The organism is Klebsiella sp. GG_Kp146, from assembly GCF_040061975.1.
Classification (GTDB): domain Bacteria; phylum Pseudomonadota; class Gammaproteobacteria; order Enterobacterales; family Enterobacteriaceae; genus Klebsiella; species Klebsiella quasipneumoniae.
The window spans coordinates 1-13363 of the sequence record NZ_JBEAHA010000014.1; the positions used below are offsets into that span (position 1 = coordinate 1).

General features: G+C 57.9%; 13 protein-coding genes. 9 read left to right on the forward strand and 4 right to left on the reverse strand.

Annotated features, from left to right (window positions below; translation table 11 throughout):
* The first annotated feature begins 313 nt into the window (after positions 1-313).
* From ghrA to ABLU95_RS16235, 6 genes are all read left to right on the forward strand, one after another.
* Positions 314-1252 (forward strand): glyoxylate/hydroxypyruvate reductase GhrA, encoded by a 939-nt coding sequence (gene ghrA, locus ABLU95_RS16210; protein WP_032452421.1) that lies wholly within the window; start codon positions 314-316, stop codon positions 1250-1252.
* An 88-nt stretch (positions 1253-1340) separates the two neighbouring features.
* Entirely contained in the window at positions 1341-2078 is a 738-nt protein-coding gene (locus ABLU95_RS16215; protein WP_004204525.1) for a phosphatase, read from the forward strand.
* A gap of 22 nt (positions 2079-2100) precedes the next feature.
* A complete protein-coding gene (locus ABLU95_RS16220) occupies positions 2101-2655 on the forward strand; it encodes a molecular chaperone (RefSeq protein ID WP_023289113.1) in 555 nt (184 codons plus the stop codon).
* Positions 2656-2758: 103 nt separating this feature from the next.
* The gene (locus ABLU95_RS16225) at positions 2759-3241 is read left to right on the forward strand and encodes a DUF1097 domain-containing protein (protein ID WP_044522057.1); all 483 of its coding nucleotides are present in this window, start codon (positions 2759-2761) and stop codon (positions 3239-3241) included.
* A 151-nt stretch (positions 3242-3392) separates the two neighbouring features.
* The gene (gene ymdB, locus ABLU95_RS16230; RefSeq protein WP_023289115.1) at positions 3393-3920 is read left to right on the forward strand and encodes an O-acetyl-ADP-ribose deacetylase; all 528 of its coding nucleotides are present in this window, start codon (positions 3393-3395) and stop codon (positions 3918-3920) included.
* Positions 3921-3985: 65 nt separating this feature from the next.
* Positions 3986-4579 carry a TetR/AcrR family transcriptional regulator gene (locus ABLU95_RS16235; protein WP_060592419.1) on the forward strand — a complete coding sequence of 198 codons (594 nt, stop codon included), beginning with the start codon at positions 3986-3988 and terminating at the stop codon, positions 4577-4579.
* Between the two features lie 34 nt (positions 4580-4613).
* Here the strand turns inward: ABLU95_RS16235 and mdoC are convergent, their stop codons facing one another.
* Positions 4614-5774, reverse strand: coding sequence for a glucans biosynthesis protein MdoC (gene mdoC, locus ABLU95_RS16240; RefSeq protein ID WP_065812117.1), 1161 nt, complete (start codon positions 5772-5774; stop codon positions 4614-4616).
* Between the two features lie 251 nt (positions 5775-6025).
* On the opposite strand from mdoC, the gene mdoG reads away from it, so the two are divergent.
* The 3 genes from mdoG (at position 6026) to ABLU95_RS16255 (ending at position 10394) form a co-directional block, all read left to right on the forward strand.
* On the forward strand, positions 6026-7579 hold the full coding sequence (gene mdoG / locus ABLU95_RS16245) for a glucans biosynthesis protein MdoG (protein WP_004140751.1): 1554 nt from the start codon (positions 6026-6028) through the stop codon (positions 7577-7579).
* Complete coding sequence (gene mdoH / locus ABLU95_RS16250; RefSeq protein ID WP_064158267.1) at positions 7572-10100, forward strand: glucans biosynthesis glucosyltransferase MdoH; 2529 nt, start codon at positions 7572-7574, stop codon at positions 10098-10100. The genes mdoG and mdoH overlap by 8 nt, the downstream gene beginning before the upstream one ends.
* A gap of 66 nt (positions 10101-10166) precedes the next feature.
* A complete protein-coding gene (locus ABLU95_RS16255) occupies positions 10167-10394 on the forward strand; it encodes a YceK/YidQ family lipoprotein (RefSeq protein WP_004204534.1) in 228 nt (75 codons plus the stop codon).
* Here ABLU95_RS16255 and ABLU95_RS16260 read toward each other — a convergent pair whose 3' ends face one another.
* From ABLU95_RS16260 to ABLU95_RS16270, 3 genes are all read right to left on the reverse strand, one after another.
* Positions 10395-10781, reverse strand: a complete 387-nt coding sequence (locus ABLU95_RS16260) for a MysB family protein (protein ID WP_002898981.1) — start codon at positions 10779-10781, stop codon at positions 10395-10397.
* Between the two features lie 91 nt (positions 10782-10872).
* The gene (mdtG, locus tag ABLU95_RS16265; protein ID WP_348879962.1) at positions 10873-12111 is read right to left on the reverse strand and encodes a multidrug efflux MFS transporter MdtG; all 1239 of its coding nucleotides are present in this window, start codon (positions 12109-12111) and stop codon (positions 10873-10875) included.
* 171 nt (positions 12112-12282) lie between these two features.
* Positions 12283-13203 (reverse strand): Kdo(2)-lipid IV(A) acyltransferase, encoded by a 921-nt coding sequence (locus ABLU95_RS16270; protein ID WP_044522065.1) that lies wholly within the window; start codon positions 13201-13203, stop codon positions 12283-12285.
* Positions 13204-13363 lie beyond the last annotated feature (160 nt).

The window sequence follows — 13363 nt, forward strand, 5'->3', positions numbered from 1 at the left end:
ACACACTTTCCAGGCGTGCTCCTTCAGCCACTCGGACACCTCACCATATTGTCTTTCCCGTTGTTGTCGGGAACGGGCGCTAATGTAGGGAAATACGTATCGCCCGTCAATCAACTTTTTGCAAAATCAGCGCGTTTAGACAAACTTCGAACAACTTGCTCCTTAAACGTGCGAAATCCGTTTTTTTTGTCGCCACTCCCTTTTCACTTTGCGACAAGGGGAAATTTGCTATGCTGGCAAACCAATAGAAAACAATGAGTAAAATAAGACGCCAGCATTAACCTGCCCCGGGCGTTTGCTATCAGGAGCCCCTATGGAGATTATTTTTTACCATCCGACCTTTGATACCCAATACTGGATCCGAGAGCTGGAAAAGCAGTTACCCGGCGCGCGAGTGCGCGAATGGAAAGCGGGCGATAACCAGCCGGCGGACTATGCCCTGGTCTGGCATCCACCGGTAGAGATGCTGCAGGGCAGGGCGCTGAAGGCCGTGTTCGCCCTTGGGGCGGGGGTGGATTCGATCCTCAGTAAGCTGCGCGATCATCCGGATATGTTGCCCCTGTCGATCCCGCTGTTTCGCCTCGAAGATACGGGCATGGGACGACAGATGCAGGAGTATGCGGTGAGCCAGGTTCTGCACTGGTTCCGCCGGTTCGATGACTATCAGGCGCAGAAGCTGGCGTCCCGCTGGCAGCCGTTGCCTGAGTATCTTGCCGACGATTTCACCGTCGGGATTATGGGCGCCGGCGTGCTGGGGGCGAAGGTGGCGGAAAGCCTGCAACCCTGGGGATTCCCGCTTCGCGTCTGGAGCCGTAGCCGCAAAGCCTGGCCGCAGGTGCAGAGCTTTGCCGGCCAGGCCGAGCTGGGCACATTCCTGCAGGGGACCCGCGTGCTGATCAACCTGCTGCCGAACACCGCTGAAACCGTCGGCATTATTAACCAGACGCTGCTGGCGCAGCTGCCGGATGAGAGCTATGTCCTAAACCTTGCCCGCGGCGTGCATGTCGTTGAAGAAGATCTGCTGGCGGCGCTGAACAGCGGTAAGCTCAAAGGGGCAATGCTCGATGTCTTCAGTCGCGAACCGTTGCCCCAGGAGAGCCCGCTTTGGGCGCACCCGCGGGTGGCCATGACTCCCCACGTGGCGGCAGTCACCCGCCCGATGGAGGCCATTGCCTACATCGCCGGGACCATTAGCCGCCTGGAGCGAGGGGAACCGGTTAGCGGTCAGGTCGATCGTCAGCGCGGTTATTAAGGTAAGCAAACCCCGCCACGGCGGGGTTTTTGCTAATCAAGCGCCCGGATTCCTGCTATTCTTGCGGCAAACAGAAGAGGAGAATGTGATGTATCCCGTTGACCTGCACATGCATACCGTCGCCAGCACCCACGCCTACAGCACCCTGCACGATTATATTGCGGAAGCAAAGCGTAAAGGGATCAAACTCTTCGCCATTACCGATCACGGCCCGGACATGGCGGATGCTCCGCACTACTGGCATTTCGTTAATATGCGCATCTGGCCCCGTCTGGTGGACGGTGTGGGGATCCTGCGCGGTATTGAATCGAATATTAAAAATATCGAAGGCGAGATCGACTGTTCCGGGCCGATGTTGACGTCGCTCGATCTGATCATCGCCGGATTCCACGAGCCGGTGTTTCCGCCGCAGGATAGCGCCACCCATACGCAGGCGATGATTGCCGCGATGGCCAGCGGTAAAGTGCATATGATTAGCCATCCGGGTAATCCGAAATTCCCGGTGGATATCCCGGCCATTGCCGAAGCGGCGGCCCGTTACCAGGTGGCGCTGGAGATCAATAACTCCTCTTTCGTTTCATCGCGCGTGGGCAGTGAAGATAACTGCCGGGCCATCGCCGCCGCGGTGCGCGACGCCGGAGGGTGGGTGGCGCTGGGCTCGGACTCTCACACTGCGTTTACCCTCGGAGAGTTTACCGAATGCCGCAAGATCCTCGATGCTGTCGATTTTCCGGAGGAGAGGATCCTCAACGTTTCTCCGCGTCGCCTGCTCGACTTCCTCGAGTCGCGTGGTATGCCGGCGATCCCGGAATTTGCTGACCTTTAATTTGTATAACTGGAATAACTGAATGAACGAGTTTTCAATCCTCTGCCGCGTGCTGGGTTCGCTGTATTACCGTCAACCGCAGGACCCGCTGCTGGTGCCGCTGTTTACCCTGATCCGCGAGGGCAAACTGGCCGCCAGCTGGCCGCTGGAACAGGACGAGCTGCTGGCGCGTCTGCAGAAAAGCTGTGAAATGCAGTCCCTGGCGACGGACTATAATGCGCTGTTCGTCGGTGAAGCCTGCAGCGTCCCGCCGTACCGTAGCGCGTGGGTGGAGGGTTCCTCGGAAGCGGAGGTCCGGGCTTTTCTGAGCGAGCATGGCATCCCGACGGGAGAAGGTCCGGCGGATCATCTCGGATCACTGCTGCTGGCCGCCTCCTGGCTGGAGGATCATGCCACAGAAGAGCAGAGCGAGACGCTGGAGCGCCTGTTTGCCGACTATATCCTGCCGTGGTGCGGGACAATGCTGGGGAAAGTCGAAGCGCATGCGCACACAGCGTTCTGGCGCACGATGGCGCCGTTGACCCGCGACGCCATCGCCGCGATGTGGGACGAGCTTCAGGAAGAAGATGAGCAATAAAATGTGATTTAAGTCACTATTTTAATGTAACTGAAATTAGCTTCATTCATATAGTGTGTTTTAGATCGCATTCTTCCGGCGCGTATCTGCTAGGATACGCGCCATGAACATACTCTTCGCAATCGCATTAACGACGGGCATTCTCTCCGGGATTTGGGGATGGGTGGCGGTCGCCCTCGGCCTGCTGAGCTGGGCCGGTTTTCTCGGCTGTACCGCCTATTTCGCCTGCCCGCAGGGCGGTCTGAAAGGTCTGGCCATCTCCTCCTGTACGGTAATGAGCGGCGTGGTCTGGGCGTTGGTGATTATCCACGGTAGCGCGCTGGCCCCGCAGCTGCAGATCCTCAGCTATATGATGACCGGCGTCGTGGCCTTTCTGATGTGCATCCAGGCGCGACAGACGCTGCTGTCGTTTGTCCCCGGCACCTTTATCGGCGCCTGCGCGACCTTCGCGGCAGACGGCGACTGGCGTCTGGTTATCCCTTCTCTGGCGCTGGGCCTGGTCTTTGGCTATGCCATGAAAAATAGTGGCCTGTGGCTGGCGGCCCGTGCGGATAAGCATAAATCGTTCGCCAATGACAACGCCTGACGGCGGGACGATGATAGCAACAGGACCCTCAGGGTCCTGTTTTTTTTACCTTCTTGTCGCCGGCGCGGCGGGATAATCTTGCTCCCGGGGGCGGGTATGCCCTAGTATCGGCAGAAAGCCGTATCTACGCGCTATGCCGACAGGAGGAGAAATGGCTGTTCAACCTGAAGTAATTCTCGGCGATATTACGACGCTTGATGTCGATGTGATTGTGAATGCGGCAAACCCCTCGCTGCTGGGCGGCGGCGGGGTGGATGGCGCGATCCACCGGGCGGCCGGTCCCGCGCTGCTGGCGGCCTGCAAGCAAGTGTTGCAGCAGCAGGGCGAATGTCCCCCTGGTCATGCGGTGATCACGATGGCGGGCGATCTTCCCGCCAGCGCGGTGATCCACACCGTGGGCCCGGTCTGGCACGGCGGCGACCGCATGGAGGCGCAAACCCTGGCCGATGCCTACAAAAACAGCCTGCAGCTGGCGGCGGCAAACAATTATCGCTCCATTGCGTTTCCGGCGATCAGCACCGGCGTGTATGGCTATCCGAAAGAGGAAGCGGCGGCGATCGCCGTGCGCACCGTGACCGCGTTTCTCACCCGCTATAACCCGCTTGAACGGGTCCTGTTCGTCTGTTTCGACGAGGAAACGGCGGCTATCTATCGTCGCCTGCTGGCGGCATACCCCTGATTCCGCAGAATAGGCTATGATAACCGCCGGTATTGACAGGAATGATGGATTGCAGGAGGGAGCAGGTGTCGGAAGGAAAAGTACAGCAGAAGCAGCAGGCGCGCCGCGCGGAGATCGTTGCCGCTGCGCAAAGATGTTTTGCGGCAAAGGGATTGCATGGCGCCTCTGTCGCTGATATCGCCCGCGAGGCGGGCCTGAGCGTCGGTCAGCTGTATCGCATTTTTGCCAGCAAGGAAGCGATCATCGAAGCGATTGTCAGCGAAATCGTCAACGCCAGGGTCGGGGAGATGATCGATGAGAACCACAATCTGGCGCGCAAAGCGGCGGTGCTGGCCGGCAGGATCCCGACTTCGGCAGCCACCAAAAGCGACAATTATCTGTTGATGGAAATTAACGCCGAAGCCTCGCGTAACCCACGCTTGCGCGAGATCCTGGTGCAGGCCGATCGGAGGTTGAAAGAGGAGGGCGGCCGTTTGTCGCAGCGCTATCATCCCGGTCTCGGCGATGCGCGACGCAATGCTGCTTCAGAGCTCATCGCCGTTCTGACGGAGGGGGCAGCCTACCGTTGTGAGCTGAGCGCCTCCACTCCGGTCGATAAAGCGGATTTAGAAGCCCTGTATAATATGATCTTCGACCGGCTGTTTGATGAGCAAGCGTAGCGCGGCACGCCTGGCGTGCCGCAAAGGCTAAAGGTTAGCTGGCCGAGGCCGGGGTTTTTGCCGGTTTGCTCATGGGTTTACCGGAGAACAGGAAACGCAGCAGCGGAATACGCAGATGAATTTCATACAGGATCAGGGCAATCCCCACTACAAAAACCAACCCGCCAATAAAGCCTAAGGTATTCGACTTAATGGCCGGGGTGATCCACGCCCCGTACAGCAGCGTCAGCGGATGGTGCACCAGGTAAATAAACAGCGAAGCATTGACGAAGTAGGTCACCCGCGCCGACTGGAAATTCAGCAGGCGATGGCCGAGCGAGAAGATCACATTCACCATCCACAGCCCCAGCACCATGGTGATCACCGATTCCGTTTCATACATCCAACCGTCGCCAGATCCATACTGCTGGTTCAGGCGGTAAGCGATGAATCCCAGCAGTGACGCCACGCAACACCATGGCGACGGGGTGGTGAACATCGCCTTTAAGCGCGGGTTAATAAAGGTCTGGGCCCCCAGCACAAAGAAGGGCAGATAGAACAGCGTCTGCATGACCACAAAGTTAAACAGACCATTGCTCAGCAGGGGCGGGTAGATCACGAATAATGACCGACGGATCAGCGCGTAAAGCACCCCCAGCGCGAGGAAAATCATCGTCAGCTGGCCCATGGTGACAGTGTCACCGAATGCGTGAGCGCCCGGAGTCGGGCGGCGCGTCAGCCATTTAAACAGCACCACCCCCAGCGAGGTCAGCACCACCAGGACCAGCAAAAACCAGAGGTGGGAAATGAGCTCCCACGCCAGGGTGTTGAATTTGTCGTACCCCGAAAGGGTGTGCCAGTTTTCCGCCTTGCCGTTGACGTACTGCAGCATAATAAACTGCGGCAGCGTCAGCAGCGGGATGGCGGTCAGCATCGGAATACCGACCCGTTCGACGCGCACTTTCCACCACTTTTTCAGCGGGTAGCGCAGGAACAGCATGTAGGAGAAATAGCCGGAGATCACGAAGAAGACCTGCATGCGGAAGGCATGAATGAAATCATTAAACAGCGTCAGCCACCACGAGGGCTCTGCGCTGTTGACATGCCAGCTATGGCTGGAATAAATCAGCGAAATGTGAAAAGGGATCCCCAGCAGCATCAGCCAGGCGCGGATGCTGTCGAAAAAATATTCACGCTGTACCGGAGTATTATTCATACGATTCACGACAATCTCAGATAATTCGTCTTATCACTCAAGATGATAACGCTTACATTATCAGCAACCCTACATGAACTCGGGGTACCTGTCTCCAGGATAAGCACGCAAAGTGCAAACGGGACTGCGAACTGTTTATTCCCTGCGCCGCTACGCTGAACAAAGCAGGGATTATGTTGTCGGATTGCCTGAGTTTCCATTAAAATAGATCGGATCGATTTAAGCACACAAAGGGGGAAGTGCTTACTTATATGAAACATAAACCACAGATGATGAAAATGCGTTGGTTAAGCGCAGCCGTAATGTTGTCCCTGTGTACTTCATCTGCATGGGCATTTAGCATTGATGACGTTGCAAAAGAGGCCAAAACGTTAGCCGGGAAAGGCTATGAAGCGCCAAAGAGTAACCTGCCCTCCGCTTTCCGCGACATGAAATACGCGGACTACCAGCAAATTCAGTTTAATCACGATAAAGCTTACTGGAATAACCAGAAAACCCCATTCAAGCTTGAATTTTACCATCAGGGTATGTACTTCGACACGCCGGTCACCATCAATGAAGTGACGGCCACCAGCGTGCGCAAAATTAAATATAGCCCGGACTATTTTAACTTTGGTAACGTTCAGCACGATAAAGACACGGTGAAAGACCTTGGTTTCGCCGGCTTCAAAGTACTGTATCCGATCAACAGCAAAGATAAGAACGATGAAATCGTCAGCATGCTCGGTGCCAGCTACTTCCGCGTGCTGGGTCAGGGTCAGGTATACGGTCTGTCCGCGCGCGGTCTGGCTATCGATACCGCGCTGCCTTCCGGCGAAGAGTTCCCGCGTTTTCGTGAGTTCTGGATCGAGCGTCCTAAAGCTACCGACAAGCGTCTGACTATCTATGCGCTGTTGGATTCGCCGCGGGCAACCGGCGCTTATCGCTTTGTGATCATGCCGGGACGCGATACCGTGGTGGATGTCCAGTCCAAAGTTTACCTGCGTGACAAAGTGGGCAAACTGGGCGTGGCGCCGCTCACCAGTATGTTCCTGTTTGGTTCCAACCAGCCTTCTCCGGCGCTGAACTATCGTCCGGCGCTGCACGACTCCAATGGTCTGTCGATCCTGGCGGGCAACGGCGAGTGGATCTGGCGTCCGCTGAACAACCCGAAACACCTGGCCGTTAGCAGCTATGCGATGGAAAACCCGCAAGGGTTCGGCCTGCTGCAGCGCGGCCGTCAGTTCTCACGCTTCGAGGACCTTGACGATCGTTATGACCTGCGCCCGAGCGCCTGGATCACCCCGAAAGGGGAGTGGGGCAAAGGGAAAATCGAACTGGTCGAAATCCCGACCAACGATGAAACCAACGATAACATCGTGACTTACTGGACGCCGGATCAGCTGCCGGAGCCGGGCAAGGAGATGAACTTCAAGTACACCATCACCTTCAGCCGCGATGAAGACAAGCTGCATGCGCCGGATAACGCGTACGTTATGCAGACCCGCCGCTCTACCGGCGATGTTAAGCAGTCGAACCTGATCCGCCAGCCGGACGGTACCATTGCTTTCATTGTCGACTTCACCGGCGCCGATATGAAAAAACTGCCGGCGGATACCCCGGTCGCCGCCCAGGCGAGCACCGGCGACAACGCTGAAATCGTTGAAAATACCGTGCGTTACAATCCGGTGACCAAAGGCTGGCGAATGATCCTGCGTTTGAAGGTGAAAGATCCGAAGAAAACGACGGAAATGCGCGCCGCACTGGTTAACGGCGATGACACGTTGAGCGAAACCTGGAGCTATCAGCTGCCTGCCAATGAATAAGATAACGAAGTACATTGACGCATTGCCGCTGTCGGACGCCGAGAAATCGGCGCTGCCGGACACCAGCCTGCAGGCCGTTCATCAGGCCCTGGATGACGAACATCAGACCTTCGCCCGCGAAGACGACTCCCCGCTGGGGTCGGTCAAGGCGCGGCTGGCGCACAGCTGGCCGGATTCGCTGTCTGGCGATCAGCTGGTGAAGGATGATGAAGGCCGCACCCAGCTGCATGCGATGCCGAAAGCCAAGCGCTCCTCGATGATCCCTGACCCGTGGCGTACCAACCCGGTTGGCCGCTTCTGGGACCGTCTGCGCGGACGCGATGTCACGCCGCGCTATCTCTCCCGCCTGACGCAAGAAGAGCGCGAGAGCGAGCAAAAATGGCGTACCGTCGGTACCATTCGTCGCTACATCCTGCTGCTGCTGACGCTGTCGCAGACCGTGGTGGCGACCTGGTACATGAAAACCATTCTGCCTTATCAGGGCTGGGCGCTGATCAACCCGGCCGATATGGTGGGGCAGAACCTGTGGGTTTCGTTCATGCAGCTGCTGCCGTACGTTTTGCAGAGCGGCATTCTGATCCTCTTCGCGGTGCTGTTCTGCTGGGTTTCCGCCGGCTTCTGGACCGCGTTAATGGGCTTCCTGCAGCTGTTGATCGGTCGCGATAAGTACAGTATTTCCGCCTCGACGGTCGGTGACGAACCGTTGAACCCGGCGCACCGTACGGCGCTTATTATGCCGATCTGTAACGAAGACGTTGACCGCGTGTTCGCCGGGCTGCGAGCGACCTGGGAGTCGGTGAAAGCCACCGGCAACGCCGCTCATTTCGACGTCTATATCCTCAGCGACAGCTATAACCCCGATATCTGTGTCGCTGAGCAAAAGGCGTGGATGGAGCTGATTGCCGAAGTACAGGGCGAAGGGCAGATCTTCTACCGTCGTCGTCGTCGTCGCGTGAAGCGTAAGAGCGGCAACATCGATGATTTCTGCCGCCGCTGGGGCAGCCAGTATAGCTACATGGTGGTGCTGGATGCTGACTCGGTGATGACCGGAGAGTGTCTGAGCAGCCTGGTGCGCCTGATGGAAGCGAACCCGAACGCCGGGATCATCCAGTCATCCCCGCGCGCCTCGGGCATGGACACGCTGTATGCGCGTTGCCAGCAGTTTGCCACCCGGGTGTATGGTCCGTTGTTTACGGCGGGTCTGCACTTCTGGCAGCTGGGGGAGTCCCACTACTGGGGACACAACGCCATCATCCGCGTGAAGCCGTTCATTGAGCACTGCGCGCTGGCGCCGCTGCCGGGCGAGGGCAACTTTGCCGGGTCGATTCTGTCGCACGACTTCGTTGAAGCCGCGCTGATGCGCCGCGCCGGCTGGGGCGTGTGGATTGCCTACGATTTGCCGGGCTCCTATGAAGAGCTGCCGCCGAACCTGCTGGACGAGCTGAAACGCGACCGCCGCTGGTGCCAGGGCAACCTGATGAACTTCCGCCTGTTCCTCGTGAGAGGGATGCACCCGGTGCACCGGGCGGTGTTCCTTACCGGCGTGATGTCCTACCTGTCGGCGCCGCTGTGGTTTATGTTCCTTGCCCTGTCGACAGCGCTGCAGGTGGTGCATGCCCTGACCGAGCCGCAGTACTTCCTGCAGCCGCGTCAGCTGTTCCCGGTGTGGCCGCAGTGGCGTCCGGAGCTGGCTATTGCGCTGTTCGCCTCGACCATGGTGCTGCTGTTCCTGCCGAAGCTGTTGAGTATCATCCTGGTATGGTGTAAGGGGCCGAAGGAGTACGGTGGATTTATCCGCGTGACGCTTTCCCTGCTGCTGGAGGTCCTGTTCTCGGTCCTGCTGGCGCCGGTGCGCATGCTGTTCCACACCGTCTTCGTGGTCAGCGCTTTCCTCGGCTGGGAAGTGGTGTGGAATTCGCCGCAGCGTGATGATGACTCCACACCGTGGGGAGAAGCCTTTATGCGTCACGGCTCGCAGCTGCTGCTGGGGCTGGTATGGGCGGTCGGCATGGCATGGCTGGATCTGCGCTTCCTGTTCTGGCTGGCGCCGATTGTCGTATCGCTGATCCTGTCGCCGTTCGTGTCGGCGATCTCCAGCCGGGCGACCGTGGGCCTGCGTACCAAGCGCTGGAAGCTGTTCCTGATCCCGGAAGAGTATTCGCCGCCGCAGGTGCTCAAGGATACCGATGCGTACCTGACGCAGAACCGTCAGCGTTCGCTGGACGATGGCTTTATGCACGCGGTGTTTAACCCGTCGTTTAATGCCCTCGCGACCGCGATGGCCACCGCGCGCCACCGTCAGGGTCATATCCTGGAGATCGCCCGCGAGCGCCATGTCGAGCAGGCGCTGAATGAAACGCCGGATAAGCTGAACCGCGATCGTCGACTGGTGCTGTTGAGCGACCCGGTAACCATGTCGCGTCTGCACTATCGCGTATGGGCCGCGCCGGAGAAATACTCCTCGTGGGTGAACGCCTATCAGCAGCTGGCGCTTAACCCGCTGGCGCTGAAAACGAAATAAGCCGTACGTTAAGGAAAATACCGGCAGCGATGCCGGTATTTTTTTATCTGAAACACGAGGTTGTGGATGCGAATACTACCTATCATTGCCATGGCGCTGCTGCTTAGCGGCTGCGGCAGCATTATTAGCCGGACGGTGCCCGGGCAGGGGCATGGCAATCAATATTACCCGGGCGTGCAGTGGGACGTTCGCGATTCAGGATGGCGCTATCTCACCATTCTGGACCTGCCGTTCTCGCTGGTCTTCGATACGCTGCTGCTGCCGCTGGACGCCAGCCACGGGCCCTATAACTGATTAACGCTCGTCCCACTCGTCGGCCGCCGTCTGTCCCTCTTCGGTGTCCAGCGAGGGCTCGAGCTGGAATTCACCTTCATCCCACTCATGAAGCGTATTTTCCTCCAGCCACTCCTGACGCAGCTCTATCTCATCATAATCCCCATCGAAGACGCTCTGCGCGGCTTCGCCGCTGAGCATCGGTAAGCATTCGCCTTGTTCCTCTTCGTCAGCAAAAAATTCGGCCTGCCAGGCGATATCGCCATCCTGCAGCACATACTTTTGAATATTGAGCTGCTCAACGTTAGCGCTCTCTTCATCGCTGTCAGGGTTGTTGGCGAGAAATTCTTCACGTGCTGCATCAATAGCTTCTTCGAGCGTAGCATAGAACATCGAATCCTTTGGCATAGCGAATCTCCTGAGAAGAATATGAATTGAACACGATTCAATCTATAGAAGGCGCCAGGCAAGGCGTCAAGGGGCTGAGCCCCTCTGGACGTTAATTTAGTGAATGGCGGTCGGGCTGCGAGGCGTCCGCGGCTGGCCGGCGCAGGCTGAGGGTCGAATAGATCGCGTTAAACAACACCACTCCTGCGGTGACAAGGAAGACGGCGCGAAAGCCGTAGTTGGCGGAAACCGAGGCGCCGATCAGGGGGCCGGTGACGTTGCCAATATCACGAAATGACTGGTTATAGCTGAAGATCCGCCCGGAGATCTGGCTGGTGGAGTTATACACCAGCAGGGTTTGCACCGCCGGCAGCAGCGCGCCGTCCGCGGCGCCGAGCAGGAATCGCAGGATACCTAACTGCAGCGGGGTCTGGACGAACGACATCGGGATCAGCAACAGCACCGAGATAATCAGCGCCACGATGAGGATTTTTTCCGGTCCGATACGATCCCCCAGTTTGCCCAGACGAGGGGCGCTCATCAGGGCGGCAATGCCCGGCACCGAGGCGATCATCCCGCTGATAAAGGCGATATTGCTGACGTTACCCGCCAGATCGCGCACGTAAAGCGTCAGGATCGGCGCAATGGAGCCGGTAGCGACCTGGATTATCAGCGAGGTGACAAACAGGCTGAGCACCAGTTTCGGATTCTGCAGCGAGGAGAGCACCGCCTTCGCGCTGAGCATCTCTTTTTTGGCGATCGGGACAAAATTTTCACGGATTAAAAACAGGGTAAACAGGAAGCAGATAAACAGCACCGCCGCGGTCATAAAGAAGACAGTACGCAGGCCCCAGTGGTCGGCCAGGAAGCCTCCCGCCAGCGGGCCGAGCAGGGCGCCGCTTACCGCGCCGGTTGACAGCGTGCCCAGCGCCCAGCCGCTTTTATGGCGCGGGATCTGGGTGGCAATCAGGGCGTTGGCATTGGGAATAAAGCCGCCCAGCAGGCCGAGCAGCGCGCGCAGTAGCAGAAACTGCCAGATATCCTGCGCCATCCCCATCAACATCATGACGATGGCCATCCCGAGGGCTGAACGCAGCAGCATGATTTTACGTCCCTTGCGGTCAGCAAGTCCGCCCCAGAACGGCGAGGCGATGGCGGAGAAGAGAAAAGTGATGCTAAAGACCAGCCCGGACCACATGTTGAGGGCGCTATGCCCGGTGACGCCGAGTTGTTCGACGTAGAGCGGCAGAAAGGGCATGACCAGGCTGAAGGCGGCGCCGGTTAAAAAGCAGCCAAGCCAGGTGACGGTCAGGTTTCGTTTCCAGTTAATGGGGGTATCAGCAGACGACATAGGGTTCCACTGGCCTGCGCGGCAGGTCAAATTAAGAGAAAATATGAGCCTGCTAATTATGCGCCTGGGAAATAAATGCCGCAATGGAGGAGAGCTTTTAAAGCTAAAGCAGAGCGTAAAGCCTGAGCGCTGAGGATTCCCGGCCGGGAGGCGCGCGGCCGGGAAAGAGGTTCAGTAGCGGGAGGGCATCCCCTCGGGACGGGTTTTAAAGCGGCGATGGAGCCACATATATTGTTCCGGGGCCATCATAATGCACTGCTCTACGATCTTATTCATCCACGCAGCGGTGGTTTCCGCGTCGTCCAGCGGCGGGGAGCACTCTGGCGGCAGGATAATCAGTTCATAACCTTTACCGTCCGGTTTACGGCGTGGAACAAAGGGCACGATGCAGGCTTTGGACATTTTCGCCAGCATCCAGGTGCCGGAGGTGGTCGCCGCCTGGTCTACGGCAAACAGTGGGGCGAAGACGCTGGCGGTCGGGCCGTAATCATGATCTGGCGCGTACCACACCACGTCGCCTTTTTTCAGCGCGCGGATCATACCTTTCAGATCCTTGCGGTCGATCATGTCCTTGTTGGAGCGCAGTCGGCCCCAGGTCTGCAGCCAGTCGATGACCGGGTTATCGTTGGGACGATAGACGCCAATCCCCGGCTCGTTCATACCGAACATCCGCGCGCCCATTTCCAGTGTCAGGAAATGAATGCCGATCAGCAGAATGCCGCGCTGCTGCGCCTGCACATCGCGAATATGCTCAAAGCCGATGGTGTCGGTCCAGCGGGCGATACGGCGAACCGGCCAGAACCAGGCCATACCGGTCTCCATCAGCCCCATACCCACCGATTCAAAGTTCATCACCACCATCCGGTGACGTTCCTGCTCGCTTTTCTCGGGGAAGCAGAGCTCAAGGTTGCGATAGGCGATCTTCGCCCGGCGCTTCATAAATCGCATGGCCAGCCGGCCGATGGCGTTCCCGAGGCGGTAGATCAGCGGGTAGGGCAGTTGGACAACCAGCCACAGCAGGCCGATACCCAGCCACAGCAGCCAATAGCGCGGATGCAGCAGCGCCGGAGAAAATTTAGGCAAATGAGTCATTTCATACCCGTATCAGTGAGCAACATCTTATATTATCGCATTTTTTTACCGGCCAGCCAAAGGCGGCGACAGCCACATCGTTTTGTTAAGTGGGGGGCGACCGGTGAGAAAAATGTAGCGTAAAATGTAGGGATGTAAATTAATAAGCTTTGCTATATCA